20 protein-coding genes are annotated in these 26,070 nt (G+C 40.1%); 11 read left to right on the plus strand and 9 right to left on the minus strand.

Going from position 1 to position 26,070, the window contains the following annotated elements; genetic code table 11:
* Nucleotides 1-1,323, plus strand: coding sequence for an acyclic terpene utilization AtuA family protein (locus HWE15_RS06465; RefSeq protein WP_290506694.1), 1,323 nt, complete (start codon nucleotides 1-3; stop codon nucleotides 1,321-1,323).
* A complete protein-coding gene (locus HWE15_RS06470) occupies nucleotides 1,320-1,622 on the plus strand; it encodes a hypothetical protein (RefSeq protein WP_290506695.1) in 303 nt (100 codons plus the stop codon). The genes HWE15_RS06465 and HWE15_RS06470 overlap by 4 nt, the downstream gene beginning before the upstream one ends.
* Here the strand turns inward: HWE15_RS06470 and HWE15_RS06475 are convergent, their stop codons facing one another.
* From HWE15_RS06475 to HWE15_RS06485, 3 genes are all read right to left on the minus strand, one after another.
* On the minus strand, nucleotides 1,623-3,506 hold the full coding sequence (locus tag HWE15_RS06475; protein WP_290506696.1) for a TIGR00341 family protein: 1,884 nt from the start codon (nucleotides 3,504-3,506) through the stop codon (nucleotides 1,623-1,625).
* A gap of 82 nt (nucleotides 3,507-3,588) precedes the next feature.
* Nucleotides 3,589-5,709 (minus strand): methylmalonyl-CoA mutase, encoded by a 2,121-nt coding sequence (gene scpA / locus HWE15_RS06480; protein ID WP_290506697.1) that lies wholly within the window; start codon nucleotides 5,707-5,709, stop codon nucleotides 3,589-3,591.
* Nucleotides 5,706-7,109, minus strand: coding sequence for a methylmalonyl-CoA mutase family protein (locus HWE15_RS06485; protein WP_290506698.1), 1,404 nt, complete (start codon nucleotides 7,107-7,109; stop codon nucleotides 5,706-5,708). The genes scpA and HWE15_RS06485 overlap by 4 nt, the downstream gene beginning before the upstream one ends.
* Nucleotides 7,110-7,485: 376 nt before the next feature.
* Between HWE15_RS06485 and dnaA the strand changes: the two genes are divergently transcribed.
* Entirely contained in the window at nucleotides 7,486-8,910 is a 1,425-nt protein-coding gene (gene dnaA, locus HWE15_RS06490) for a chromosomal replication initiator protein DnaA (RefSeq protein WP_290506699.1), read from the plus strand.
* 2 nt (nucleotides 8,911-8,912) lie between these two features.
* Here the strand turns inward: dnaA and HWE15_RS06495 are convergent, their stop codons facing one another.
* Together HWE15_RS06495 and HWE15_RS06500 are read right to left on the minus strand one after the other, a co-directional pair.
* Entirely contained in the window at nucleotides 8,913-9,326 is a 414-nt protein-coding gene (locus tag HWE15_RS06495; protein WP_290506700.1) for an HI0074 family nucleotidyltransferase substrate-binding subunit, read from the minus strand.
* Between the two features lie 49 nt (nucleotides 9,327-9,375).
* A complete protein-coding gene (locus HWE15_RS06500) occupies nucleotides 9,376-10,824 on the minus strand; it encodes a trypsin-like peptidase domain-containing protein (protein ID WP_290506701.1) in 1,449 nt (482 codons plus the stop codon).
* Nucleotides 10,825-11,032: 208 nt separating this feature from the next.
* Between HWE15_RS06500 and HWE15_RS06505 the strand changes: the two genes are divergently transcribed.
* From HWE15_RS06505 to HWE15_RS06525, 5 genes are all read left to right on the plus strand, one after another.
* Nucleotides 11,033-12,199, plus strand: a complete 1,167-nt coding sequence (locus tag HWE15_RS06505; protein WP_290506702.1) for a 1-deoxy-D-xylulose-5-phosphate reductoisomerase — start codon at nucleotides 11,033-11,035, stop codon at nucleotides 12,197-12,199.
* On the plus strand, nucleotides 12,199-13,515 hold the full coding sequence (rseP, locus tag HWE15_RS06510; RefSeq protein ID WP_290506703.1) for an RIP metalloprotease RseP: 1,317 nt from the start codon (nucleotides 12,199-12,201) through the stop codon (nucleotides 13,513-13,515). Before HWE15_RS06505 ends, rseP begins: the two co-directional genes overlap by 1 nt.
* Before the next feature lie 184 nt (nucleotides 13,516-13,699).
* Entirely contained in the window at nucleotides 13,700-16,177 is a 2,478-nt protein-coding gene (lon, locus tag HWE15_RS06515) for an endopeptidase La (RefSeq protein ID WP_290506704.1), read from the plus strand.
* Nucleotides 16,178-16,238: 61 nt separating this feature from the next.
* Nucleotides 16,239-17,633, plus strand: a complete 1,395-nt coding sequence (gene hslU / locus HWE15_RS06520) for an ATP-dependent protease ATPase subunit HslU (RefSeq protein ID WP_290506705.1) — start codon at nucleotides 16,239-16,241, stop codon at nucleotides 17,631-17,633.
* Nucleotides 17,634-17,760: 127 nt separating this feature from the next.
* A complete protein-coding gene (locus tag HWE15_RS06525; RefSeq protein WP_290506706.1) occupies nucleotides 17,761-18,495 on the plus strand; it encodes an SDR family NAD(P)-dependent oxidoreductase in 735 nt (244 codons plus the stop codon).
* On the opposite strand, the gene HWE15_RS06530 is transcribed toward HWE15_RS06525, so the two are convergent.
* Nucleotides 18,492-18,983 (minus strand): histidine phosphatase family protein, encoded by a 492-nt coding sequence (locus tag HWE15_RS06530; RefSeq protein WP_290506707.1) that lies wholly within the window; start codon nucleotides 18,981-18,983, stop codon nucleotides 18,492-18,494. The genes HWE15_RS06525 and HWE15_RS06530 overlap by 4 nt on opposite strands.
* A gap of 89 nt (nucleotides 18,984-19,072) precedes the next feature.
* Between HWE15_RS06530 and HWE15_RS06535 the strand changes: the two genes are divergently transcribed.
* A complete protein-coding gene (locus HWE15_RS06535; RefSeq protein ID WP_135074524.1) occupies nucleotides 19,073-19,264 on the plus strand; it encodes a cold-shock protein in 192 nt (63 codons plus the stop codon).
* Between the two features lie 48 nt (nucleotides 19,265-19,312).
* Here HWE15_RS06535 and HWE15_RS06540 read toward each other — a convergent pair whose 3' ends face one another.
* On the minus strand, nucleotides 19,313-21,853 hold the full coding sequence (locus HWE15_RS06540) for a mechanosensitive ion channel domain-containing protein (RefSeq protein WP_290506708.1): 2,541 nt from the start codon (nucleotides 21,851-21,853) through the stop codon (nucleotides 19,313-19,315).
* Nucleotides 21,854-22,040: 187 nt separating this feature from the next.
* Here HWE15_RS06540 and HWE15_RS06545 point away from each other — a divergent pair, with 187 nt between their 5' ends.
* Both HWE15_RS06545 and HWE15_RS06550 read left to right on the plus strand, forming a co-directional pair.
* Entirely contained in the window at nucleotides 22,041-22,472 is a 432-nt protein-coding gene (locus tag HWE15_RS06545; protein ID WP_290506709.1) for an Hsp20/alpha crystallin family protein, read from the plus strand.
* A gap of 141 nt (nucleotides 22,473-22,613) precedes the next feature.
* Nucleotides 22,614-24,107 carry a trypsin-like peptidase domain-containing protein gene (locus HWE15_RS06550; RefSeq protein ID WP_290506710.1) on the plus strand — a complete coding sequence of 498 codons (1,494 nt, stop codon included), beginning with the start codon at nucleotides 22,614-22,616 and terminating at the stop codon, nucleotides 24,105-24,107.
* Between the two features lie 55 nt (nucleotides 24,108-24,162).
* Here HWE15_RS06550 and clpX read toward each other — a convergent pair whose 3' ends face one another.
* Both clpX and HWE15_RS06560 read right to left on the minus strand, forming a co-directional pair.
* Nucleotides 24,163-25,389: an ATP-dependent Clp protease ATP-binding subunit ClpX gene (gene clpX / locus HWE15_RS06555; RefSeq protein ID WP_290506711.1), complete on the minus strand. Its 1,227-nt coding sequence runs from the start codon at nucleotides 25,387-25,389 to the stop codon at nucleotides 24,163-24,165.
* Nucleotides 25,389-26,063 carry an ATP-dependent Clp protease proteolytic subunit gene (locus tag HWE15_RS06560; protein WP_290506712.1) on the minus strand — a complete coding sequence of 225 codons (675 nt, stop codon included), beginning with the start codon at nucleotides 26,061-26,063 and terminating at the stop codon, nucleotides 25,389-25,391. Before HWE15_RS06560 ends, clpX begins: the two co-directional genes overlap by 1 nt.
* Nucleotides 26,064-26,070 lie beyond the last annotated feature (7 nt).

Raw genomic sequence — 26,070 nt, forward strand, 5'->3', positions numbered from 1 at the left:
ATGAAGGAAAAAATTAGAATCGGTTGCGGGGCAGGCTTTTCGGGTGATCGGATCGAACCAGCTTTAATTCTTACAGAAAAAGGGAATCTGGATTATTTAGTATTGGAATGTCTTGCTGAGCGAACGATTGCTTTGGCACAAAAAAGAAAATTGCAAAATCCAGAACTTGGGTATGATGTCCTTTTGGAAAAACGGCTCAAGGATTTACTTCCATTGTTGCTGCGTCATAATACCCGATTAATTACAAATATGGGAGCTGCAAACCCCATTTCTGGAGCGAAGAAAATTATAGAGCTCGCCAAAGCCCAAACTCTTTCTCTCAAGGTAGCTGCAGTCATTGGAGATGATGTCTTTGAATTCCTTTCAGGAGAGGAGCATTCCCTAGAAAATAAACAGCCCATCCGATCTCAGGGGAAACTGGTTTCAGCCAATGCTTATTTGGGAGTAGAGGCAATCTTACCAGCTTTGGCTTCAGATGCAGATATAATTATAACGGGAAGAGTAGCTGATCCTTCGCTTTTTTTAGCTCCTATGATTCATGAATTCGGTTGGAAATTGGATCAGTTTGATTTATTGGGAAAAGGAACAGTATTGGGACATCTCTTGGAATGTGCCGGACAGTTGACCGGTGGATATTTTGCGGATCCTATTTCCAAACCTGTTCCTGATTTAGACCAATTGGGGTATCCTTTTGTGGATGTTTTTCCCGATGGGAGAGGGATTATTTCAAAAGTCAAAGGAACTGGCGGTATGATTTCTGAGCGAATTGCCAAAGAGCAGTTACTTTATGAGGTATTGGATCCTTATCATTATTTCACTCCTGATGTAGTTGCGGATTTTTCGACCGTCCAATTTGAAGAGATTGCTTTTGATCAACTTCAGGTAACTGGAGGAAGTGGAATCGAAAAGCCGGAAAAATACAAGGTAAGTGTCGGGTATGAAGCTGGATTTAAAGGGGAAGGTGAGATTTCTTATGCTGGGGCGCATGCAATTGAACGAGTCCGATTGGCAGGAGAGATCATTGAGAAGCGAATTAAAAGACTAGTGGCTAATCTCAGAATCGATTTTATCGGTTTGAATTCGCTACACCCGGCTGAATTATCAAAGAATTCCAACCCCTATGAAGTCAGGCTTCGGGTGGTGGGGATGTGTGAAAATATGGAGCAGGCACAACTAATTGGAGAGGAAGTCGAAGCGCTATATACCAATGGACCTGCTGGTGGAGGAGGTGCTAGAAAAATGGTCACTCAAGTTGTTGGGGTGGTGTCTACGCTTTTGGATCGGAATCAAGTTAAACCCAGCTTTCATTTATTTTCAGTATGAAAAAATTAGCAGATATAGCCCACAGTCGAGCAGGTGATAAAGGGAATATTTTGGTGTTGTCTTTGATCCCTTTTGATGTGAAAGATTTTGATTGGTTGGTTCAAAACATAACTGCTGAACGGGTGAAAAGTCATCTTCAAAATCAGGTAAATGGGAATGTGACCCGCTATGTTTTGCCCTCAATTCATGCATTACAATTCACTTGTGAAGATGCATTGGCAGGAGGAGTCACCACCTCTTTGGCTTTGGACGCGCATGGGAAAAGCCTGAGTTATGCTTTGTTGGAAATGCAAATCTAACTATTCAAAAACCTTCACACCAAGGGTTAATTCCAATTCGATAGGTTCACCCACGACTGATTCTATTTCTCGTTTTATTTCTAAATAATCCGACTCTTTAAGCTCTTTTTCAGATAGGATGGTGACCGAAAGGCGAAGTGGGCTCATTTCTAAAACATTGACTTCCCGCATCAAACCATGGGGAATTTCTTTCCCACTTAGATTTTGAATTAGATCATTTTCAGCCACCATATTTCGAAAGCTCAATACCAAGGGAGCTGTAACCAAAATGAAAATGATCACACTCAGCAGAAGACCCTTGGTGGCAAGCCGAAACGGACTATATCCAAGCATTAAGAAAGTCAGTGCTGCAGCCAATACGATTCCTGCTAGGTTTGTTCCATATAAAAGTGCGGCTCCCCAGAATACATTCCAATTAGCCCAGGCTAAACCAATTCCGACAACTGCCAAAGGAGGAACTAGGGCTACTGAAATGGCGACTCCAGCCAATGTTTTGGCTATCTCCTCTCTTGAATGTGCATAAGCGCCTGCAATTCCTGCGGCAACAGCAACACCCAAATCCAATAAATTAGGGCGAATCCGAGCTATGATTTCAGAATTAAGGCTTTTTAGAGGAGTGATCCAGGTAATTAAAACAGCAAAAAACAGCCCGATCAACATCCCGAAAAAAATGGTGCGAAGACTGTTTTTGACCAAACTTCCATCCTGCCGCAGAACTCCCATAGCCAACGAAATAATAGGCCCCATCAAAGGAGCTAGAATCATCGCCCCTATAACTACAGGGCTCGAATCTCCAAAGAGCCCGAAGGTGGCGATCAATGTTGACAAGGCCATCAATACCAAGAAGCTTCCCGAGGCTTCGGCATTTTGTCGAAGGAGGGTGAATAAATCCTTAAATTCTTCCGTAGTAGCATGCCGAACCCATGGTAGATGGCTTCCTGTTAATGCTTCAAGAAGGGTTCCCTTTGGCAATTTTTGAACATTAATCTCCCGTTGCTTGGTTTCTTTAGTTTTCTGACTTTCAAACCCAGAAAGGATACGAACGTTTTTCTCAGCTAATTGTAAGTCGATTTTGGATCCTTGCTGTTCCTCCCCATCAATGGCAAAGGGAATGGGTTCCTCTGTTTCAATACTAATCTTGGACGTTGAAATGTAGGATAGGAAGTCCGGGATGGTATTGGATTTGATAGAGAAAAACAGCGTTTTTATTCCGAAATAAATGATAGATAGTAAGCTTTTGGGCGAAACGAGGATTATATGAATCAAGGAATCATCCAAGCCACTTTGGGGAATTAGGCGCTTAAAAAGGAGGTTACTTTCACAATGTGGAACTGCCAATACACCCATAGCTGCAGTTTCAAGGACTTTTTCTTCTTCTCCTGACTGATAGGTGATTCGAAACTTTTGAAGTTTTACTCGTTTGAATAATTTGAAAAATCGAGCAAATCGTTCTTTCAGGTTCTCAAAAAAACCTTTGCCAAATGTATCGTACAAAACACTCAATGAATCTCCGATCACCAATGAGTTAAGGCATAATTTGCCATTGATCTCTAGAAGATCGAATTGAGGTACTTCTTCTGCGTCTTGAAAATTTTTGAAAGCCGTTTCTTTAGAAACAGGAACTCCAATTGACCTTGCAATTAGTTGCAGCTCGGGATGAGGTAAAAAAATGAGCTTGGGCCCTTCTTCGGGATAGCTTTTCAAGATTTCTTTTCCTTGAATATCATTTACCCAAAGGAGGAGGAATTCATCTTTTGAAAAAGAGGACCAATCCAGCTCTTCTAAGATTTGGATACTTTCAGGTTGGGGATCAAGTTTCTCGAAGAAATTTTTTCGTTCTCCTTCATCCAAATTTGGGTCAAAAAATAAGTGGTAATTTTTCATGGTGGGCTACCCTAAATTCTTCTTTAAGATAGCCTAAAATTCACCAAAGCTCAAGTAAATAGGGGGCTATTTAACCCCCCTTTTAATTCATTAATTTATTCAAAATTTTGATGGCCGCTTCCGAAAGAACTGTTCCGGGTCCGAATACTTCAGAGACCCCAGCTTCATGGAGAAACTCATAATCTTTTGGAGGTATCACGCCTCCCGCAACCACCATAATATCCGGGCGGCCGAGCTTCTTAAGCTCTTCAATAAGTTGAGGAATCAGTGTTTTGTGACCTGCAGCTAGAGAGGATGCTCCTACGATGTGAACATCATTTTCAATGGCCTGAGTGGCGACCTCTTCAGGGGTTTGGAAAAGTGGCCCAATGTCAACATCAAAACCCATGTCGGCAAAACCTGTAGCGATTACCTTGGCACCTCGGTCATGACCATCCTGTCCCATCTTGGCAACCAGGATTCTTGGTCTGCGGCCTTCCATTGCTGCAAATTGATCAGATAATTCAACCGCTTTTTTAAATGAATCTTGATTTTTCACTTCTCCTGCATAAACACCTGTGACAGATTTGGTTTGGGCTTGATGCCTTCCAAATACCTTTTCCATGGCTTCTGAAATTTCACCTAATGTGGCGCGATTTCGGGCTGCTTGGACGGCTAAATCTAGTAAGTTTCCGTTTTTTTCTTGGGCTGCCTTGGTAATAGCTTTCAAGGATTTATGCACAGCCTCTTCGTTTCGCTTGGCTTTAACTTCCTGAATTCGCTGAATTTGAGAAAGACGTACAGATTGATTATCTACTTCCAGTAGTTCAATATCAGAATCCTCTTCAACTTGGAATCGATTCACTCCGACTATAATATCTTGTCCGCTGTCAATTCGGGCTTGTTTTTTAGCCGCAGCTTCTTCGATTCGAAGTTTTGGAACTCCCGCTTCGATAGCTTTTGCCATTCCTCCCAATTCTTCGACTTCTTCGATCAGCTTCCAAGCTTGTTTAACTAATTGATCGGTCAGGTATTCTACATAAAGGGATCCTCCCCAAGGATCCACCACTTTTGTAATTCCCAATTCTTCTTGAAGGATTAATTGGGTGTTTCGGGCAATTCGAGCCGAAAAATCCGTAGGAAGGGCAATGGCTTCATCCAAGGAATTGGTGTGGAGGGATTGCGTATGTCCCATGGCTGCACCCAAAGCCTCTACAGCTGTCCGGGTAATATTATTAAAAGGATCCTGTTCAGTCAGGGACCAGCCTGAAGTTTGGCAATGAGTTCGCAAAGCCATGGATTTGGGGTTTTTGGGATTGAATTGCTTTACAATCTTTGCCCATAGCAATCGACCGGCTCGCATTTTTGCAATTTCCATGAAATAATTCATCCCAATGGCCCAAAAGAAAGATAGGCGAGGGGCAAAATCATCTATATCCAAGCCAGCCTGAACTCCAGTCCTTAAATATTCCAATCCATCTGCTAAGGTATAGGCCAATTCCAAATCGGCTGTCGCCCCTGCTTCCTGCATGTGATAGCCAGAGATGGAAATGGAATTGAATCGGGGCATTTTCTTAGAAGTATATTCAAAAATATCCGCGATGATTCGCATGCTTGGGGCAGGTGGATAGATGTAGGTGTTTCGAACCATGAATTCCTTCAAAATGTCATTCTGAATGGTTCCACTTAGCTTTTCAGGACTTACTCCTTGTTCTTCAGCTGCAATAATGTAAAAAGCCAAAATTGGAATCACAGCCCCGTTCATAGTCATGGAAACTGACATTTGATCCAGAGGAATCTGATCAAAAAGAAGCTTCATATCTTCTACCGTATCGATGGCAACTCCAGCTTTCCCGACATCCCCAACAACTCGAGGGTGATCAGAATCATAGCCTCGGTGAGTTGGTAAATCAAAAGCGACAGATAGTCCTTTTTGACCGGCTGCTAAGTTTCTTCGATAAAACGCATTGGATTCTTCTGCAGTTGAAAAGCCTGCATACTGTCGAATGGTCCATGGGCGCATCACATACATCGTACTGTAAGGACCCCGTAGATAGGGTGGAAGTCCCGCTGAAAATCCTAAATGCTCAATTTTTTTTATCGATTCTGGATCAAAGCTTGAAGGAATAGTAATTTTTTCCGCTGCAATCCAATTTGAGCTCACCTCATTGTTTGAAGTGGAGGCCTTTGCCTTTATTTTCCAGTTAGTTAAATCCGGTCTCATGCCTGAAGGGTTTCTTGTTCGACAAGGTAGCTTTCTCTGCTGGGTAGAAGTTGATAGTCTTTTTCTACCTCTGACTTTAATGGCAAATTATTAATCAAATTACCGCTTGCCTGATAGCGGTTAACACCCACTTTGCTCACTTGATTTTCTAGAATAGCTTGTTGATTGTCATGCCGCTCTTGCCTAACCTTTTGGTGTATGGATCGGTCTAGGAATGCTTTTAGCCATCCCCCCTCAGCTTCTAATTTTTCAATTTCTAGGGTGACTGTATCTAGCAGATTTTGAATCAGAGACTCCAAGTAATAGCTTCCGGCGGCCGGATCCATTACTTTGTCCAAGTAGCTCTCTTCTTTCAAAATACTAGAAATATTTCGAGCAACCCGTCTTGATAGTTCGGATGCCTTTGCCCTTTCTACTGTTCTAACCAAGAGGGTATTGCCACCCCCTAAGATTGCTGAAATAGCTTCGTAAGACTGACGGATATAATTGTTGTTTTGGTCAATAAGACTTTTGGTCCAAAGACTGGAGGTGGTAATGAACTCAATCTGGAAAGCATTCAAATCAACACCAAACTTGTTAGCTAGGTCTGATATCAAAATTCGAAGTGCTTTCAGCTTAGCAATTTCTGGAAAGTGATTTTTTCCGACGCCGATAAAAAAGGACAGGGAGTTGAAACAATCGTTGGTAGAAACTCCGGTTTTTTCCAAACCGTCAGCTAATTCGATCAACTCTGATATTCCAAAAACAGATTCGCTTAATCCATTAGCCCCCGCATCTGAATACCGGGTAAAATTGGCTGTCAACCCGTGAAAATGTAGGTATTCTGATGATTTGATGATTAATTTTTTGGCCAATTCTAAATTTTCATTCCAATCCGAATTGGTTTCAAATAGTGAATCGGCTGGTGACCAAAGGATAGCCCCTTTTAATTTTTCTTTTGCGAAGCCGGAGTTTTCCAGAAATTCAAAAAAATCAAAAACAGAGGACAAATTGCTTGGGATAGGTTTTATATAGATCGTGATGTATTCCAAATGGACTTGTTTCAAAATCACTTCCCAGTTCATCTCTTCCTCAGCATAGATCACTAGGGCATCTGCTCCCAATTGAAGATCATGGAGGATTTGTTTATTCATCGAACTAGGATCACTTGAAAAAATTTCAACAGCATTAGCCCATTGGCGTGCTCCCAGTGCTGGAATTTCAGGATTGGGATGAAAACTCAAGGCAGTCACATTATCATCCGTATCAGACTCGTCATAATAGGGTTCCTGCCGAATGGAATCCCAAACAGTACTTACTAAGGTTTTTTCGAAGTCCTTTCCTTTCAAGTCCTTTTCAACCTGCTTTTTCCAGGTTACCTTATCTGTTGGTCTAAAAGGAAAAAAATCCTGATTGCTCATGGTAGGTTTTTGGGTTTTTATTCTCTCAGATTTATTGTTAGTCAAAATTAATGAAAGAGCCGGGATTGTTGGAAAAAGAATACTTCAATGGAATAAAGGCTGCTCTTCAGAAAGACAAATCCAAATCATTTTGACTGCTAAAAGTTGCTAAAAAGGAATTGGAGTAGCTTAAATAGGAAAATTAAAAATCTTATTAGCGTTAATTTGAACCATGTTCCAAAGTTTGCCTTTAAATAGATAGTTTTAGATGAATGGGACTACAGTTCAAGTTTTCAATATTTCAAGGGGGATAAGATTTTTTATTTAATTGATTTTTACTCAAATTTGACTCCCTTGTAGAAACCTGACCGGTTAAAAATTTCAGAAATTTTCTCTAATGAGTTCAGAAGCTAGCGCAGTATGGAATGAGTGTTTACGTGTGATTGAACAGCACGTTAACGAGCAGAGCTTTTCTACTTGGTTCAAACCCATCAATCCGGTCAAGTTGGAAGGGACATCCCTGACCATTCAGGTTCCCAGTCAGTTTTTTTATGAATGGCTTGAAGATAATTACATACAAGAGCTCAAACTTGCAATTAAAACGGTCTTAGGACAAAGTGGGCGCTTGGAATATGCAGTGGTTGTAGATCGGGGAAACTCAGCAAATCAGCCATATGTAGTTTCGTATCCACAAGGAAATCACGGAGCAAAAAAAGCCTCCAATACCTCCGAACAGGATCAAAAAAAATCACCATTTCAAATGGAAAGTTTGGCCGATGATATGGTGATGCAGAGTAATCTGAATCCAAATTATACTTTTAGCACCTACATTGAGGGAGATTGTAACCGATTGGCAAGGTCTGCCGGTTTTGCAGTAGCTACAAAACCCGGGATTACTTCTTTCAATCCGCTCATGGTATATGGAGGGGTAGGTTTAGGTAAAACTCACTTGGTGCAAGCGATCGGCAATGAAATTAAAAATGGACCTGAAGATAAGTTTGTCCTTTATGTTTCCTCAGAGAAATTTGTGAATCAATTCATGGATTCCATCAAAGATGGTAATGTGAAAAGCTTCACGAATTTTTATATGCAGGTGGATGTCCTGATTATTGATGATATTCAATTCCTAGCAGGTAAAGATCGTACCCAGGAGATGTTCTTCCACATTTTCAATCATCTCCATCAAAATAAGAAGCAGATTATCATGACCTCGGATTGTCCTCCAAGAGATTTGAAAGGACTTGAAGAGCGATTGCTTTCACGTTTTAAATGGGGTTTGACGGCAGATCTTCAAATGCCAGATTTTGAAACCCGGGTAGCCATTATCCGGAGAAAAATGCAATCTGAAGGGATTTTTATTCCAGATGATGTGGTTGAATATCTGGCTTATACAGTAGATACTAATGTTCGGGAATTGGAAGGTATTTTGATTTCCTTGATTGCTCATGCTTCCTTGAATCGTGTAGAAATCGATTTGCAGCTTGCCAAATCTGTTATGAAGAACATTATCAAGGATATTGAGACCGAAGTAGGCATAGACTTTATCCAAAAAACGGTTGCTGAATATTTTGGTATCGAACTGGATGATTTAAAAGCTAAAACCCGAAAAAAAGAAATTGTCATCGCACGTCAAGTGGCAATGTATTTTTCAAAAGAATTCACCAATCATTCCCTTAAATCAATCGGTTATCATTTTGGAGGAAGAGACCATTCTACCGTAATCCACGCATTGACTACGGTAAATGATATGATGGATACAGATACAAACTTCAAGAACTCAGTAAATGAGCTGAAAAAGAAGTTTAAAATGCGCTCCTACTAATTTCAATAGAGCTTTTTCTCCATTGTATCTTCAAACTTTTCTAAAAGTTGGATGTATTTATGACAAATATTATCCAAGAAGTTTTTTTGCGTATTCAGATCGTAAATAGGATTATATTTTATCCTGTCAATTACCATATCCAGCCACCCTTTTCCATCATCAATCAAGTCTGCGTGGAAAGCCTCTATTGTAAGGTCTCGAGAACCTGAAAATGGACCCTTTCCTTGGTTTTTTAAATAGGTTTTGATCACTTTCAAAGCCAACTCATGCGTAACTTCGAAATCCGTAATTAACTCTCTGGAGTGGTTTACAGATTTTGTTTTTGCATTCTCTTGTCCTACAAAAAGGCGAAGATCTTCGAGTGCTATTTTAAATTGTTCAAAACACTGTTCGCAAGAGGGGGGGAGAGATTTCATATTGTTGCTCTTTATTTAAAGCTAAAGAATAATTTGTTAGGAAGCCACTTTATCTCACCGTGTAGCTTTGCATAAATGGCTGTCCATTAGGTGCTACACCCTCCAAAAGCAGTTTTCCGCTAAAATCTTCCAAGAATTTCCCGACTTTTTCAGGGTCTTTTGCAGGTTCTCGGTTGATTTGTGTTAGCACAAAGCCATCCCGCAAGCCCAGATCTCTTAAATAGCCTCTTGTCAGACCTGTGATCTTGATTCCATAGGAAATGTCTAATCGGTCTTTTTCGATGGCATTAACGGCCTCAAGTCTTGCTCCTAGTAGTTTAGAACTATAATAATCTCGCTTGAGAATTCCCGTTCCTCCTTCTAGATTTTGAAGGGTTAGCACAGCGGTATTTAATTTCCCTTCTCGGGTATATGAAACCTTGATCTGGTCCCCTGGATAGTGATAGGAAAGTGCTTCTTCGAAACTTCCCATTCCCGTGATTTTTTGGTCATCTATCTGGACGATAACATCACTTCTTTCTATGCCAGCTGACTCTGCTGCTCCTTCCCGGATAACATGCGTTACAATAACCCCGTCTAAGGATTCGATTTTCATTTCCTCTGCTAATTCGGGGGTAATTTCTACTGCTTCTATTCCTGGAATTGCTTTTTGAACCTCGCCAAATTTGATCAGATCATTGGCTACTTTCATTGCAATGTCGACTGGTACGGCAAAGCCATAGCCAGTATAAGAACCGGTACGGGAGAGGATGGCGGTATTAATCCCAACCAATTCACCTTCCACATTGACCAAAGCCCCACCGGAGTTTCCAGGGTTAATGGGTGCGTCCGTTTGGATGAAACTTTCTAAGGGAAAATCACCACCTAGAATATTGATCTGCCTTTCTTTAGCTGAAACAATTCCTGCGGTAACGGTAGAAGTTAAATTAAATGGGTTTCCAACAGCAATAACCCATTCTCCGATTTGTAAATCACGCGAACTTCCGCGCTTGATAGCTGGAAGGTTCTTCGCATCAATTTTTAAAACAGCTATATCGGTGTTTTTATCCGTTCCAACAAGCCGAGCCTGATAAGTTCGCTTTTTATGAATTACTTCTATGGTTTCTGCTCGGTCAATGACATGGTTATTGGTGACGATATAACCATCATCAGAAATGATTACACCTGATCCGGTGCTTACTTGTTGGGTTGGCCCTGTTCCGAAGAAAAAATCGAACATACTGTACCTTCTCGGGTCACTTCCAGAAAAGTTTTTGATGAAAACGACCGATTCGGTACTGTTTTCCGAAGCAGCAACAAATGAAATGGGTGGATTGGTCGAAAAAGTCCTTGGCGCTGGCTTAAAATCTTCACCAACAGAAAGCGAATGGCTTTCTTCAATTTTGATGGGATTGGATGGGACAGTTTCCTTTGGAGAAAAATCTGTCACACTCCAAAAGGCGGCTCCGCCTAAGCCCGCCATAAATCCAATTGCTGTTGTTTTTAATAAATTTTCCATGCTTTTCCGTTTTTCAACCTGACGATCAAAACTCATTTCCGTTGGACGAATTCACATCTTTTAAGGAATATCACTCTCAAAAACTTTTCCGAAGGGGAAAAACTGACGAATTGTACAAGGAAAAGTCTTTGCATCTTGTAATTTTGTCAGCCATCACCAAAACTTTCCTTTTTAAGGGCTGGTTAATTTTCAAAATATAAAAACATACATGTCAGAATTGAAGCGCGTAGCCATCTTGGGTAGTACCGGTAGTATTGGTACACAGACCCTAGAGGTGATCCGTCAGCATCCTGAGGATTTTCAGGTGGAGGTGTTGACCGCTCAAAATAATTGCGAATTATTGATTCAGCAGGCCTTGGAGTTTCAGCCCAATGCGGTTGTCATCACCAATGAAGCCAAATACCAAGTGGTCAAGGATGCGTTGATTCCACATGATATCAAAGTTTTTGCTGGCCCCAAAGCATTGGCTCAGGTGGTGGAAATGGAAACCATCGATGTGGTATTGACTGCATTGGTAGGTTATTCAGGATTAATTCCTACCGTTCATGCTATCCGTGCTGGAAAACAAATTGCCCTGGCTAACAAGGAAACCTTGGTTGTTGCGGGAGAAATCATCACCCAGTTAGCAAAAGAAAACGCGGTAAATATTTACCCAGTAGATTCTGAGCATTCAGCAATTTTTCAATGCTTGGTGGGTGAGTGGCATAATCCAATTGAAAAAATCATTTTAACTGCATCGGGAGGACCTTTCAGGGGGAAGGACCGGGAGTTTCTTCAATCGGTTACCAAAGAACAAGCCTTGAAGCATCCTAACTGGGATATGGGAGCAAAAATCACGATTGATTCTGCTTCTTTGATGAATAAAGGTTTGGAAGTAATTGAAGCCAAATGGTTGTTTGGCTTATCGACCGATCAAATTGAGGTAGTAGTTCATCCCCAAAGCATCATTCATTCTCTGGCGCAGTTTGAGGACGGATCAATCAAAGCACAACTCGGGCTTCCGGATATGCGTATTCCTATTCAGTTTGCTTTAAGCTACCCACATCGTCTCAAAAGTGATTTTGAGCGATTTGATTTCTTAAATTATCCCAATTTGACTTTTGAACAACCTGATTTGAAAACATTCAGGAACCTTCAACTGGCTTTTGATGCTTTGCAGAAAGGAGGAAATGCCCCTTGTATGCTTAATGCAGCCAATGAAATAGCGGTGGAGGCTTTTCTGAAAGATCAAATTGGATTTTTGAAAATGTCCGAGTTGATTGAAGATGCAATGAATCGGGCGGAGTTTATCAGCCATCCGAGTTTGGATGATTATGTAGCCAGTGATGAGCAAGTGCGAGTGATTTCTAAAGAATTAATAAAACAGTACAAATAATGGATACTTTGATTATGGTGGGCCAACTTTTACTGGGATTGTCTATCCTGGTAGGATTGCATGAGTTGGGGCACTTATTAACGGCCAAGCTTTTTGGCATGCGAGTAGAAAAATTTTCTATCGGTTTCCCTCCAAAGATTGCAGGCTTTCAATGGGGAGAGACTGAATATTCGATTGGAGCGATCCCTTTGGGAGGATTTGTGAAGATATCTGGAATGGTAGATGAATCCATGGATACCGCTCAGTTAGCCTCAGAACCTCAACCTTGGGAATTTCGGGCGAAGCCAGCTTGGCAACGCCTAATTGTTATGCTAGGAGGTATTATCGTGAATGTGATTACCGGAATAATCATTTTTGTGGTTTTAGTTTACAATAACGGTGAAACCTATTTTTCTAGAGATCAAATTCTTGAAAATGGCATCATAGCCTATGAGTATGGAGAATCTATCGGCTTAAAAACAGGTGATAAAATTGTTGATGTAAATGGTCAGCCTTATCAGAGTATCAATGAGTTGAGCAGTGGTAGTGTTTTACTTGCCGAGAACGGTTATTACACAGTCGATCGTAATGGAGAGCAAGTGAAAGTGGAAATCCCTCGTGGTTTTATCAATACCTTCAATTCAGAAGAAGCTTTTGCAAAGTTTGTTTCTATTCGAGTTCCATTTGACATTTTGGATGTAGCCCCTGATGGTGCTGCGGAAAAGGCTGGTTTGGAACAGGGAGATAAAATCCTAGCGGTGAACGGAGAATCGGTTCATTATTTTGATGAGCTTCAAGCGGCATTGGCAGCATTAAAAAATCAGGAAGCGGAATTAGTTGTGGAATCCAATGGCGTCCAGGATACGCTTGCGGTCCCTGTTTCTGCGGAAGGTACAATCGGCATTGCAGCAAATCCATTAATTGAGCCTGTAAGAAGGAAATATGGGTTTTCAGAGGCCTTGTCAAAAGGTACGGAACGTGCTTTTAGTGTAGTCATTATAAATGCAAAGGCCTTGGGCAAAATGTTTACAGGAGAGGTTTCTGTGAAGAATGTAAGTGGCCCTATTGGAATGGCTAAAATTTATGGAGACTCTTGGGATTGGGGGAAGTTTTGGAGTATTACAGGTTTAATTTCCATGATTTTGGCTTTTATGAATCTGCTTCCTATTCCAGCATTGGATGGAGGGCATGTGATGTTTTTATTGTATGAAATGGTTTCTGGCAGAGCTCCTTCAGATCGGTTTTTGGAAAACGCTCAAAAAGTAGGCATGGCTATTTTATTGGTTTTGATGGTTTTTGCCATCGGGAATGATATCTTGAAATTTATCACAGGCTAAGGTCTCCTTTTGAAGTTATCAAATACTTAAAACCGAGCCGATCAGCTCGGTTTTTTTGACTCTGCCAATATGACCCTATTTGTCTTTGGCATACCCCTTGAACTTCTCTTGGCGCTACGAAGAAATGAGTGGTATAAATTAAAAATTCGCATTAAACCGACAGCTTGTCTGTCAAAATGTCTATATGAGTCAATTCGAAAAATCCTTATTTGAAAATCTGATCGTAGGTGATTATGCCAATGAAGGTGATTTGATCCAACTGATCACTGATGAGGAGGATGGTCAACAAGGTACAGAAAATCTTAAAGAGCAAATCCCGATTTTATCGGTTAGAAATACTGTCTTATTTCCTGGGGTGGTGATTCCTATTACGGTAGGTCGTCAGCGATCCATAAAACTGGTGAAAAAGGCCCAAAAGGGAGATAAATTAGTAGGGGTTTGCGCTCAAATAAATCCGAACGTGGATGATCCGAGTTGGGAAGATATCTACCAAGTGGGGACGGTGGCCAAAATCATTAAAATGATTGTTTTGCCAGATGGAAATACTACCATCATTATCCAGGGTAAGAAGCGATTCCAAATTGAGGAGCAAGTCACGGAGGATCCCTACTTTGTGGCTAATGTCAAGTACCTTGAAGAGAGTTTCCCAAAGTCCTCCAAGCGATTGAAAGCCTTGGAAGAATCCTTAAAGGAAGCTGCTACACGGATTTTGCACCTCAACCCTGAGATTCCTCGTGAAGCCCAAGTGGCTTTGGATAATATTGATAATACGCCTTTTTTAACGCATTTTCTTTCCTCGAATATCAATGCTTCGGTAGAGTCCAAACAGCGATTACTTGAAATCAATGATGGCGTTGAACGAGCTACCTTACTGCTCGAATTCATGCTGAAGGATATTCAAATGTTGGAACTTAAGTCTGAGATTCAGAAAAAAGTTCATACAGATATTGATCAGCAGCAGCGAGATTATTTTCTGCGGCAGCAGATGAAAGTCCTTCAAACGGAATTGGGCGAAGAAGGTCCCGAAAAAGAGGTGGAAGATTTGCGCGCTCGAGGGGCTTTGAAAAATTGGCCACCTGAGGTTAAGAAGCATTTTGAAAAAGAATTGGATAAAATTCTTCGCATAAATCCTTCTGCTGCTGAATATCCAATAGCTCTAAACTATGCGGAAACCATGGTTGAGTTGCCTTGGAATGAATTTACCCAAGATAACTTTGATCTAAAACATGCCCGAAAGGTGCTGGATGCAGATCACTTTGGTTTGGAGAAAGTTAAAGATCGAATCATCGAATATTTGGCAGTATTGAAATTGAAGCAGGATCTGAAAGGTCCTATTCTTTGCTTGTATGGACCTCCTGGAGTAGGGAAAACATCTCTTGGAAGATCTATTGCTGCTGCTTTAGGTAGAAAATATATTCGGATGTCCTTGGGAGGATTGCACGATGAGGCCGAGATCAGAGGCCATCGGAAGACCTACGTGGGTGCCATGCCTGGTAAAATCATCCAAAATATGAAGAAGGTGAAGACTTCTAATCCTGTATTCGTATTGGATGAGATCGATAAACTTTCTTCTGATTTCCGTGGCGACCCAAGTTCGGCTTTTCTTGAGGTCTTAGATCCAGAGCAAAATTTTGCCTTCATGGATAATTTCCTGGAGGTTGAATATGATTTGAGTAAGGTCCTATTTATTGCTACTGCAAACTCCTTAGATACCATACAGCCTGCACTTCGGGATCGAATGGAAATCATCGAAGTAACCGGATATACCCAAGAGGAAAAGGTAGAGATTGCGAAGCGACACTTAGTTCCTAAGCAGCGTAAGGAACATGGTTTGAAAGCCAATCAAATTCGATTTGAAAAAGCTGCCTTAGTCAAAATTATTGAGGATTATACACGAGAATCCGGGGTTAGAAATTTGGAGCGTGCTATTGGTAAGGTCGTTCGATATGTCGCAAAATCCATCGCAATGGAAGAAGAATACGATCCTAAGATCAACGTGGAGACTGTTCGTAAAGTCTTGGGAGCAGAAATCTTCGATAAAGAAACCTATCAGGATAATTCCATCGCTGGAGTAGTCACTGGATTGGCTTGGACCAGTGTTGGAGGTGAAATCCTATTTATTGAATCCAGTTTGAGTCGCGGGAGAGGGAAGCTAACGCTCTCCGGTCAATTGGGTGAGGTGATGAAAGAATCTGCCATGACTGCTCTTTCTTATCTCAAATCAAGAGCTGAAGAATTGGGAATTGATCATCGCATTTTCGATCAGTATGATTTACACATTCACGTTCCCGCTGGGGCAGTTCCAAAAGATGGTCCATCTGCGGGAATAACGATGTTGACAGCTATGGCTTCCGTATATACGCAGCGCAAAGTGAAGTCCAAGCTAGCGATGACAGGTGAAATCAGTTTAATTGGTAAAGTTTTACCAGTTGGCGGTATTAAAGAAAAGATTTTGGCTGCCAAGCGAGCAGGTATTCGGGAGATTATACTTTGCCGAAGGAACAAAAGGGATATAGACGAGATAAACGAAAACTATCTCAAAGGGCTTGAGTTTCACTTCGTGGATACCGTGAGTGAAGTTTTGGATATAGCCCTGCTAAAATCAAAAGTGGATCGTCCATTGCAGTTTTCTTTTGATAAAGAAAAGAAATCTAAAGACTGATAGGAGTTTTATTTTATCTGAAAATCATAAAAAGGACGGTTACTTTTTAAAACAAAAAACTATGAATCAAATACTTTCTTTGACTCCTCGGCAAATTGTCGCGGAATTAGATAAATATATAATTGGGCAAGGGGATGCTAAGCGAAATGTCGCTATCGCCCTTCGGAATCGAATCCGAAGAATGATGGTCAAGACGGATATTCAAAAGGATATCGTTCCGAATAACATTCTCATGATCGGATCAACCGGTGTTGGTAAAACAGAAATTGCCAGACGGCTTGCTAAAGTTGCCCAAGCTCCCTTCACGAAAGTTGAAGCTTCCAAATTCACGGAGGTGGGGTATGTGGGCCGCGATGTGGAAAGCATGGTTCGTGATTTGGTGGAGCAGGCGGTGCATCTAGTCCGGGAGGTGAAAAATGAAGGGGTGAAGGCCCGTGCTGCTGAAGCAGTTGAGGAGCAAATCTTAGATATTTTAATTCCTCCGGTTAAAGGAGCAGGTTTTCGAACAACTCCTGTTTCCACAACTTTGGAAGATGAACCATCTAACGATCAAGAATTGAATGAGCGAACTCGAGAACGTTTTCGTGAAAAACTTCAAAAAGGTGAGCTAGACGATCGAAAAATTGAAATTAATGTCAAAGCTTCTTCTCCAGTGGGGATTGGTATGATCGGAAATGGAATGATGGATGATGCCAGCATGGCTGGACTTCAGGACATGATTTCAGGAATGATGCCTAAACGAACTAAAAAGAGAAAGGTAAGCATTGAAGAAGCTCGTAAAATCTTGCTCGAAGAAGAAATTTCAAAATTGATTGATTTTGATGAGGTAAAAGAGGAGGCTATTAAACTGGCTGAGAACAATGGGATCATTTTTATTGATGAGATCGATAAAATTGCATCTAAGTCTGGAAAAAATGGAGGAGGCCCTGATGTAAGCAGAGAAGGAGTGCAGCGCGACCTTCTTCCGATTGTAGAAGGTTCTTCAGTAAATACCAAATATGGGGTTATCAATACAGACCATATTTTATTCATTGCTGCGGGGGCTTTTCATGTAAGTAAACCTTCAGATCTGATTCCGGAATTGCAAGGGCGATTTCCCATCAGGGTCGAATTAAATAGCTTGACGCAGGAAGATTTTTCCAGAATTCTAAGAGAACCGAAAAATGCCTTAACCAAGCAGTACCAGGCTTTATTTGAAGCCGAAGGGGTTTCGCTGGAATTTAATGATGAGGCTATTGAAGAAATTGCTCGTATCGCTTTCTTGATCAATCAAGAGGTAGAAAACATTGGTGCAAGAAGACTTCACACAGTTATGTCACATTTGCTTAATGATTTTCTGTTTGATGTACCTGATAGTATCGAGCCTAATTCTAAAATAATGATTACCAAAGAAATGGTTCAGGAGCGACTTAATAATTTGGTGAAGAATAGAGATCTTTCCCAGTACATTTTATAAGATTCAACCCCGGTTTTCCGGGGTTTTTTCTTTATAAAATGATATGAATTAAAGCGTTTTTGTATTTTTTTAATTTTTGGGACGATCCTTGCTAGGTAAAAGATTATCATCCTGATTTTCTTTACATATGAACAACTCTCTTGTCGTTATTACCGGTCATTCCAAAGGTTTAGGGAAAGCACTCATGCATCATTACCTGAACAAAGGGAAATTTGATGTCATCGGTATTTCCCGATCCAAATTGGACTTTGATTCACCTCGTCTTCAGCAGATTAGTTTAGACCTAGCTGATTTAGATGTTTTGAAAAATGAACTGGAGGATGTTTTTCCAAGAGGGGATTACAAAGAAATTATCTTGATCAACAATGCAGGGTGGATTGGAGAAATTAAGCCAATTGGGTCAATGCATCCAAAGGAAATGCGTGTTCAGGTAAATGTGAATCTCCTGGCGCCCATGTACTTGACCAATGCTTTTATTAGAGCTTATAAAGGTTACCCGGCAAAGAAATTAGTATGTAATATTTCATCAGGTGCAGCTACTCGACCCGTGGCTGGTTGGGGAGGATATTGCAGTACCAAAGCTGCTTTGGCCATGTTTACTCAAGTGGCAAATAAAGAAAGTGGGACTTCAGAGTTCCGTTTTTTCAGTTTGGCACCAGGAATTGTTGATACAGATATGCAAAACGAGATCCGTCAAGCAGCTGAACAAGATTTTCCTGAATTAAAGAAATTCTTAGAGTTTAAAGAGCAGGATGAATTGGCGAATCCAGAGGAAGTAGCGAAGAAAATTGAATTTTTACTCAGTAATCCAGAGCGATTCCCTGAAGTCACTCAAGACGTAAGGCAGTATGAAGTTTCCTAAGCTTTCTTTTTAGGGTAATCTAAGTATATGAATTTTGCATTTTCAGGCTTGAAGTCAGCCCAAGATTTTGCTTCTGTTTGAAATCCACATATTCCTGCTGTAGGTAAATTGTCTAAAGCTACTCCGAGAAGATGAATCAAACCATTCATGCCGGGGTTGTGTCCTATTAAAAAAAGACAATTGATTTCATCTTCTTGATGCTGAATGAAATCTAGATAGGTATGGGCTGAGGCATGATACAGACCTTTTTCAAATTCGATTTTATCGAGCGGGTAGCTTAATTCTTTAGCGATAATTTTTGCGGTTTTTTTTGCGCGAAGGGCAGTCGAAGAACTGATCTTATCAGGAAAAATACTATTGGACTTGAGGTGTTTTCCCATTCTTGGAGCATCCCGTAATCCTCTTGGGGCGAGTGGTCGATCATGGTCATTTGACCAAGGTTCTTCCCAAGATGATTTGGCATGACGGATAATGTAGACTTTCTTCATATTTCAAAATAGAATTTTGAATTTTTTGATATTTATAAACAAATATTTACATTACTTGCATATTCATTTACAATTTATATTAATTTATTATGTTTACCGGTACAGTAAAATTTTACAATGAAGCCAAAGGATTCGGTTTTATCGTGGACGATGAGTCTCAAAGTGATATCTTCGTTCATGCGACCGGATTGGTGGACAAAGTTGCCCAAAATGACAAAGTAACCTACGACGTCAAGGATGGCAAAAAAGGTCCTAATGCCATCAACGTCAAAAAAGCATAAAGCATTTTTGAATTGAAAAACGAATCCCCGGAATTTCCGGGGATTTTTTTATTTAGTCGGTTCATCGCCATCCTCATTTATGGAAGGGGATGTTGGTTTTGTGATAGTTTCTTTCCATTCAAAAGGGAGTGATTTGAGATAAAGATCTCTTTTTGGATACGGGATTTCGACTCCGTTTTCCTGGAAGGTTTCAAAAATCGAAATCATTACCTCAGAGCGTATTTCCAGCCAAACATCCATACTTTCTACCCAGAAAAGCAACCTGAAGTCTACTGAAGAATCTCCAAAGTTTTGCATGAAAACCTTAGCGGGTGGAACTTTCAAAATATTGTTTTTATTTAAAGCTTCGGTCAAGAGGGTTTTTACCTTTTTCATGTCTGACTCATAGGACACTCCAATAATGAGCTCAATTCTCCGCCGCTTATCAGAAAGTGTCCAATTGATGAGACTTTGGGAAAGTAAATCTCCATTAGGAACTACGATTTCTGAACCGTCATAGGACAATATTTTACTTGCTCGGATCCCTACTTCCTTGACAGTGCCCTTGTTTACTCCCACTTCTATTTCATCACCAATTTGGATAGGCCGCTCGAATGCCAAAATAATTCCTGATACCAAATTGTTGATAATGGTCTGAAGACCAAAACCTATACCTACAGAAAGTGCCCCTAGTACAATTGTTATTCTATCGATTGGGATTTTTGCAGCTGTTAAAGCGATAAAAAATCCTATGATAATCACCACCAATCGGATCAAAAGGATTGAGCTCCCCAATCTTTTGTTTCTAGAGGAAGCGTTTTTTTGATCTCTAATAGAAAAGAAATAGGCTACGATATTCGCTAAAAGCGAGGATATTAATAGGATTAGAATAAAGAGGAAAATTGTTCCGAATGTAAAAGTTGTATTGCCTATCGTATATTCTTCTGAAAGGAATTCGGTTATGTATTCATATATGATATCATAATAACCTATGTAAGACAAAACTCCATAAAGCCAAATTGCACCTGCAAATAGTCTTAATATTCCGGAGAATCTCTTCTCTAAATCAATAAAATCAAAATAACTGGTGATTAAGGTGGAGTTTTTATTAGCTTCCATTCCAAGGTAAAAAACCTCCATAACCAATATCGTGAAGATGTACAAAGCTACCCCTCTAAAAAATCCAGTAACCCCAGTAATAGTAAGAAGTTTAGCAAGACTAAACCTTCCCAAAACATTTGCAAATAGAGCTGTTAAATTGAAGGCGATGATGAAAATTGCTAAAAATATCAGTAGGCTTTTTCCTTTGGAGTCTCCTTTTTTACAATTAGTGATAGTTAAAACACCTAGAAGAACCCCAATTACATTAGCTCCAATCAGAACATACCGCTCATTATAATTATGGGCCCAATTTAGACCAATAGTCGGCCCAATAAGACTGAAGGGGATGAAAATCCACCATATCTTTTGAAATCTTTTTGGGAAGAAGTCTTTGATTAGCCAAGATGCAGCTAAGGCAAACAAAAAGGAAATTCCGGAATTGAAGGGGATAGGAGGGTTGGTGAAAACAACTAAGAAAAAAGGAGTAATAACAATAAATGCAGAAATAAACGGGTGATTTTTAATCGAAATACTTCTAGATAAGATGGTGTTACCGTGATCTTTCTCGGTAGAAATGGTTTTGACTATTCTTTTTAGCCAATAAGCAACCACGAAAAATGTTAGAAAATAGATGGTTATCTTTCCAATATTTCTTTCAAAAAATAGTAGGACGAATGATGTATTGGCGAAAAATGATTCTACAGTAACCTGCCAAGTGGATTTTTTCGACCCGAAGTTTTCATCTCTTTCTTCCCATAAATAATTCAATTCTTTAACTAATATTTTTCTATTGGTCTCCTTTGTTTTTAGTCTGAAGTATTGCTCATTGGAGATGATTTGAAAGTTGATTTTACTTAGTAGAACCTGATATTGGGATAGCACTAATTCCTGACCACGAATTTTTTGTTCTAAATTTTTAATCTCTTCCTTAAGCACTGTAATTTGCTCGAAAAGACCTGGAATTATTTCCATTTCCTTTTTACTCAGGTTTAAAAGCGTATCACTTTTGATTTTTTCTAATTCCAAATTAGCTTTTAAAACTTTATCGATCCTTTCTTGAAGAACCCCTTCGTATTTGCCTACCTCACCAAGCAAGGTATTGAGAATAGCAGAAATCCCTTTTAGGTATCTAATATTATCCTTCCGTAACGTGTCTTGAATCAGGATTTGGACTTCCTTGTTTACCGTTTCCAGTTTGGGAATATTTTCCATCATTTCAGCCGTGTCCAAGGGCTCCTGAAGGGAAACTCTGATTCTACTTATCTCAGTAGTATAGCGGTTGGTTTTGGAGTAAAGCTGAGTTAAAATTTGATTCAAATTTGTTTCCGAAGAAACACGGGTCCCGTTATTATTATTTTGAAGGACTTTTTGACTTTCTTTTTGGACTTCTGAATTTGACGATGTATCAGGAAGAATTTTGGTAACGAGTGAAGACTGACCAAAAACAGAATGATTGGAAAAGGTAATTAATAAGCTGAGCGAAAAGATAAATGCTAGATAGCTTCTCATAGATCAAGATTAGATTTTGAATATATAAAAAATCTATGGGGAAATAATGGGTGAATAAAAAATGTCAAAAAGACATTTTTTGAATTGGAACCAACTTAAATCAGGACAAAATGGCGCATTATTTTCACTGGTACGAATATTTCTACAATGAGATTGTACGAATAAAGAACAAACAATAAAGGAGGACATGATGAAACTCACAAAGTATAACCAACTAGATCCCTTATTCTCCGCAGATTTCGGAGGATTATTTGAACGATTCTTCAATGAGTCTTTAGAAAATGAAACCAGGAAATTCAGTCCTGCCGTGGATATTTCAGAGGACGATGCACAGTTTGAAATTCAGTTGGCTGTTCCAGGTATGAAAAAGCAGGATTTTCATGTGGATTTAACTGAAGGAAGATTGACTATCTCTGGCGAACGAAAAATCGAAGAGAAAAAAGAAGGAAAAAACTTCCACAGTTTGGAAACCCAATATGGATCTTTTTCAAGAGCATTTTATGTTCCTGACAATGTGAATCCTGACAAAATCGAAGCTGTCTATGAAGATGGAATTTTAAAGATCTTCCTTCCTAAGGCAGAAAAAAAAGTTAATAAGGCTTCGATTGAAGTGAAATAAAGAAGGAGTGGGTTAACCCCACTCTTTTTTTTGAGTTAAAAAGAAGTAAGCGCGGTTAAAACTGGTTAAATTGAACTTCACTTTAAGCAATTTTGAATAAAATTTGAGTTAATCAGAAGAAACAAGCATAGAGATAAAATTATGAACAAAAGACAATTCTTTCTAGGGATGTTGTTGGCCTCTCTAATCGGAGGCATCGTTGCTTTGGCAGGTGTGAGTTATTTCATACAGTCTCAGGAACCTTCAAATTTCGATGAAAAGCAGAAGGCAAGTTTTGTTAACCTACTTTCTGGAGAAAATTTTACCGTACCGGAAGGGATCAATTTTGTAGCTTCTGCCCAATTGGTTACACCCGCGGTGGTACACGTTAAAAGTACCATAGGATTTAGAGGGAACACACCTCGGGATCCCATGCAAGAGCTTTTTGGTTTTCCCCCAAGAGGAAATCAAGAGTTCCGCGGTGCAATGAGTTCTGGGTCCGGAGTGATTATATCTTCTGATGGGTACATTGTGACTAATAATCATGTGGTGGAAGATGCTACACAAATTGATATTTCCCTGGACAACAATAAGCGCTATGTGGCCCGAGTAATTGGTACAGATCCAACAACCGATTTGGCTTTATTGAAAATTGATGCGGATGGTTTACCATTTGTCAAATTTGGCAATTCTGACGAGACAAAAATCGGTGAATGGGTTTTGGCTGTCGGGAATCCATTCAACTTAAATTCCACTGTAACAGCTGGTATTATTTCAGCGAAAGCAAGAAATATTGGGATTCTTCGGGGAGCAGTAGAAAATAACTTACAGATTGAATCTTTTCTTCAGACTGATGCCGTGGTAAACCCAGGCAACTCTGGAGGAGCATTAGTTAATCTTGCGGGTGAATTAATCGGTATCAATACGGCTATTGCCACGACTACTGGAACCTTCAGTGGCTATTCTTTTGCAGTTCCAAGTAGCTTAGTCAAAAAGGTAATGGATGACTTGATGGAATATGGAGCTGTACAAAGAGGTTTGTTGGGAGTGACTATTCGTGATGTAAGTCCAGAATTGGAGGATGAGTTGAATATGGAATTACCTGTTGATCAGGGAGTTTACATTAATGGTGTGAATCCGAATAGTGGAGGAGAAGAAGCTGGTTTAAAACCTGGAGATATCATTGTTGGGGTAGATGGCCGAGAAACTACCTCAGTTTCTATCCTACAGGAAATGGTGGCTAGAAAACGTCCGGGTGATAAAGTTAATGTGGAATATATCCGAGACGGTAAAAAAATGGAGACCGTGGCTACGCTTCGGAATTTTAATGGGAATACAAATATTGTCGAGAAAGAAGTAAAGAAGACCTATGAATTTGATGGGGTGCTTTTTGAGAATATTTCTGATGAGCAAAAAGAAAGATTGGGGATTTCAGGAGGAGCCATGATCACAACTGTTGGAAGATCAGGTTGGAGATCTGCAGGGGCAAGACCTGGATTCATCATTACCTCTATCATCAGCGAAGATGGACGAATCCGAATTTCAGATGCCGATCGATTGATTGAAGTATTGAATGAGCTAAGTGGTCAAGAGATCGTAGTTCTTGGAATGTTTAATGATGGAACCGAATATTACTTCGAAGTGGAAGTAGAGTAATCGGAAAATCCCAAAAACAAAAAATCCCGATGATCACTCATCGGGATTTTTTTATTTAGGCAACTTGAAGCCGTTTGAATTTGGATTTATCAAATTGTGATTTAGCGTAAGCCTCATCAATAATGAGCTCCTTGATACTGTCATCAGATGGAAGTTCATACATCGCATCAGTGATAATGGCTTCACAAATAGAACGCAATCCTCTGGCTCCCAAATTGTATTCGACTGCCTTGTCTACGATGAAATCCAAGCCACTCTCTTCAAATACCAATTTTACTCCCTCCATTTCTAAAAGTTTTGTGTATTGCTTCACCAATGCATTTTTAGGCTCAGTCAAAATACGTTTAAGAGCTTCTTTGTGAAGTGGGTCCAAATGCGTTAATACAGGAAGTCGCCCAATCAATTCTGGAATCAAGCCAAATGCTTTTAAATCCTGGGCCGTGATATATTGAAGTAAATTTTCTCGATCAGCTACGGCAGAACCAGCGGCCTTACTAAAGCCTAAAGGTTGCGTATTTAATCGTTTCGCAATATGTCTTGCAATCCCATCAAATGCTCCCCCGCAGATAAACAATATGTTTTCTGTGTTAACGGCGATCATTTTTTGGTCTGGGTGCTTTCTGCCACCTTGAGGAGGGACATTTACTACCGTTCCTTCCAATAGCTTCAACATTGCTTGCTGAACACCTTCACCACTTACATCTCTTGTGATGGATGGGTTATCTGATTTTCGAGCAATTTTATCGATTTCGTCGATGTAAACAATTCCACGTTCGGCTGCTTCTACATTGTAATCTGCCGCCTGCAATAATCTGGTCAAGATGCTTTCCACATCTTCCCCGACATAGCCGGCTTCGGTAAGGACAGTGGCATCGGCAATACAGAAAGGGACTTCCAGGATTTTAGCAAGTGTTTTTGCTAAGTATGTTTTTCCTGTCCCAGTATCTCCAACCATGATGATGTTTGATTTTTCAATTTTCACATCATCATCACTCACTTTTTGTTGCAATCTTTTGTAATGATTATAAACTGCAACCGTTAAGACCTTTTTGGCATCTTCTTGTCCGATGACATACTGGTCTAGGTAGGAGGTGAGCTCTTTCGGCTTCTTAAGTTTGAATTTGGGTTTGGATTGAGAGGATTTTTTTGTTTTCTCTTCCTCACCCAAGATCATATGTGCTTGCTCAATACAAAAATTACAGATGTGGGCTGATATGCCGGAGACCATCAGGTCCACATCTTTCTTATTTCTTCCGCAAAAGGAGCAGGTTACTTGAGCCATTAAACTGATTTTTTAACTAATACTTCATCGATTAAGCCATATTCCTTGGCTTCAGGAGCTTTCAACCAATAATCCCGGTCAGAATCCCGCTCGATTTCTTCAAATGTTTTTCCAGTATGATTTGCCAAAATCTGATAGAGCTCCTGTCTCATGGAAAGGATTAGCTTAAGAGAAATCTCCATGTCTTTGGATTGTCCTTGCATTCCACCTGAAGGCTGATGAATCATGACTCTAGAATGCTGTAGTGCAGAACGCTTATCTTTTGCTCCTCCTGCCAACAAAACAGCCCCCATAGAAGCAGCAATACCAGTACAAATGGTTGCTACATCTGGACCAATGTATTGCATGGTGTCGTAAATGCCTAGGCCTGCCGTTACAGATCCTCCCGGACTGTTGATGTACAATAGGACATCTTTTTTAGCATCAACAGATTCTAAGAATAACAACTGTGCAATGATGATATTGGCAATGTGATCATCCACAGGGGTTCCCAAAAAGATGATGCGATCCATAATCAAGCGTGAGAAAACATCAATCTCTCGAAAATTTGAAGGACGTTCCTCAATCACAGCCCGCGTCATATTTTCGATGTGTTGGGTGTACTGGTCAAAAGCTGATCCACTTACTCCTTGGTTGTGAATCGCGTATTTTCTGAATTCCTCTTTGTTGATCATAATTTGA

Origin of the sequence: Algoriphagus sp., assembly GCF_013373065.1 — a bacterium.
GTDB lineage: Bacteria > Bacteroidota > Bacteroidia > Cytophagales > Cyclobacteriaceae > Algoriphagus.

Bases quoted from the DNA above. Each gene is read 5' to 3' on its own strand.
- HWE15_RS06465 (WP_290506694.1), top strand. From the start codon at position 1: ATGAAGGAAAAAATTAGAATCGGTTGCGGGGCAGGCTTTTCGGGTGAT.
- HWE15_RS06535 (WP_135074524.1), top strand. From the start codon at position 19,073: ATGTTTACCGGTACAGTAAAATTTTACAATGAAGCCAAAGGATTCGGT.
- HWE15_RS06470 (WP_290506695.1), top strand. From the start codon at position 1,320: ATGAAAAAATTAGCAGATATAGCCCACAGTCGAGCAGGTGATAAAGGG.
- HWE15_RS06540 (WP_290506708.1), bottom strand. From the start codon at position 21,853: ATGAGAAGCTATCTAGCATTTATCTTTTCGCTCAGCTTATTAATTACC.
- HWE15_RS06525 (WP_290506706.1), top strand. From the start codon at position 17,761: ATGAACAACTCTCTTGTCGTTATTACCGGTCATTCCAAAGGTTTAGGG.
- HWE15_RS06485 (WP_290506698.1), bottom strand. From the start codon at position 7,109: ATGAGCAATCAGGATTTTTTTCCTTTTAGACCAACAGATAAGGTAACC.
- HWE15_RS06500 (WP_290506701.1), bottom strand. From the start codon at position 10,824: ATGGAAAATTTATTAAAAACAACAGCAATTGGATTTATGGCGGGCTTA.
- HWE15_RS06545 (WP_290506709.1), top strand. From the start codon at position 22,041: ATGATGAAACTCACAAAGTATAACCAACTAGATCCCTTATTCTCCGCA.
- lon (WP_290506704.1), top strand. From the start codon at position 13,700: ATGAGTCAATTCGAAAAATCCTTATTTGAAAATCTGATCGTAGGTGAT.
- HWE15_RS06550 (WP_290506710.1), top strand. From the start codon at position 22,614: ATGAACAAAAGACAATTCTTTCTAGGGATGTTGTTGGCCTCTCTAATC.
- hslU (WP_290506705.1), top strand. From the start codon at position 16,239: ATGAATCAAATACTTTCTTTGACTCCTCGGCAAATTGTCGCGGAATTA.
- HWE15_RS06495 (WP_290506700.1), bottom strand. From the start codon at position 9,326: ATGAAATCTCTCCCCCCCTCTTGCGAACAGTGTTTTGAACAATTTAAA.
- HWE15_RS06475 (WP_290506696.1), bottom strand. From the start codon at position 3,506: ATGAAAAATTACCACTTATTTTTTGACCCAAATTTGGATGAAGGAGAA.
- rseP (WP_290506703.1), top strand. From the start codon at position 12,199: ATGGATACTTTGATTATGGTGGGCCAACTTTTACTGGGATTGTCTATC.
- scpA (WP_290506697.1), bottom strand. From the start codon at position 5,709: ATGAGACCGGATTTAACTAACTGGAAAATAAAGGCAAAGGCCTCCACT.
- HWE15_RS06530 (WP_290506707.1), bottom strand. From the start codon at position 18,983: ATGAAGAAAGTCTACATTATCCGTCATGCCAAATCATCTTGGGAAGAA.
- HWE15_RS06560 (WP_290506712.1), bottom strand. From the start codon at position 26,063: ATGATCAACAAAGAGGAATTCAGAAAATACGCGATTCACAACCAAGGA.
- dnaA (WP_290506699.1), top strand. From the start codon at position 7,486: ATGAGTTCAGAAGCTAGCGCAGTATGGAATGAGTGTTTACGTGTGATT.
- clpX (WP_290506711.1), bottom strand. From the start codon at position 25,389: ATGGCTCAAGTAACCTGCTCCTTTTGCGGAAGAAATAAGAAAGATGTG.
- HWE15_RS06505 (WP_290506702.1), top strand. From the start codon at position 11,033: ATGTCAGAATTGAAGCGCGTAGCCATCTTGGGTAGTACCGGTAGTATT.